Origin of the sequence: Gilvimarinus gilvus (assembly GCF_030518155.1) — a bacterium.
Classification (GTDB): domain Bacteria; phylum Pseudomonadota; class Gammaproteobacteria; order Pseudomonadales; family Cellvibrionaceae; genus Gilvimarinus; species Gilvimarinus gilvus.
Window position 1 is genome coordinate 1 of sequence record NZ_JAULRU010000373.1, and the last position, 1197, is coordinate 1197.

The following is a 1197-nucleotide window of genomic DNA, read 5'->3' on the forward strand; positions in this document are numbered from 1 at the left end:
TTAGTCGAGGATTTTGGCAACTACGCCAGCACCAACAGTACGACCACCTTCGCGAACCGCGAAGCGCAGACCGTCTTCCATCGCAATCGGAGCGATCAAAGTAACAGTCATTTGTACGTTGTCACCAGGCATTACCATTTCTACCCCGTCCGGAAGCTCACAAGCACCGGTTACGTCCGTAGTACGGAAGTAGAACTGTGGACGGTAACCTTTAAAGAATGGCGTGTGACGACCACCTTCTTCTTTGCTCAGTACGTATACTTCGCCTTCGAATTTGGTGTGTGGAGTCACAGAACCTGGCTTGGCCAGAACCTGACCACGCTCAATCTCGTCGCGCTTAGTACCGCGCAGCAGAACACCAACGTTCTCGCCCGCACGGCCTTCGTCCAGCATCTTGCGGAACATCTCAACACCGGTACAAGTAGTCTTGGTGGTGTCTTTGATGCCGATGATTTCGATTTCTTCACCAACGGTCACAATACCGCGCTCAACACGACCGGTTACAACGGTACCGCGACCAGAGATTGAGAACACGTCTTCTACTGGCATCAGGAACGGCTGATCAATCGCACGCTCTGGCTCTGGGATGTAAGAATCCAGAGTTTCTACCAGCTTCTTAACAGCGGTAGTACCCAGCTCGTTGTCGTCTTCACCGTTCAGAGCCATCAGGGCAGAACCCGGGATGATCGGAGTGTCGTCGCCTGGGAAGTCGTAGTCAGACAGCAGCTCACGCAGCTCCATCTCAACCAGCTCCAGCATTTCGTCGTACTCTTCAGTACCAACGCCGCCACAGTCTTCAGCCAGCAGGTCGGCTTTGTTCAGGAATACTACGATGTAAGGTACACCCACCTGACGTGACAGCAGGATGTGCTCACGGGTTTGTGGCATAGGACCGTCGGTCGCACCACAGACCAGAATCGCACCGTCCATTTGCGCGGCACCGGTGATCATGTTTTTAACGTAGTCGGCGTGACCCGGGCAATCCACGTGAGCGTAGTGACGATCAGGTGAATCGTACTCAACGTGAGAGGTCGCGATGGTGATACCGCGCTCACGCTCTTCTGGTGCGTTATCAATACCGTCAAAGGCAACAGCTGCGCCGCCCCAAACTTCTGCACACACGCGGGTCAAAGCCGCTGTCAGAGTGGTTTTACCGTGGTCAACGTGACCGATGGTGCCCACATTGACGTGGGGCTT

At 54.5% G+C, this 1197-nt stretch carries 1 protein-coding gene; it reads right to left on the reverse strand.

The annotated features are described in order from the left end of the window. Positions 1-1197, reverse strand: a 1197-nt coding sequence (tuf, locus tag QWI17_RS06570; protein WP_302721739.1) for an elongation factor Tu, incomplete at its 5' end; no start/stop codon positions are given.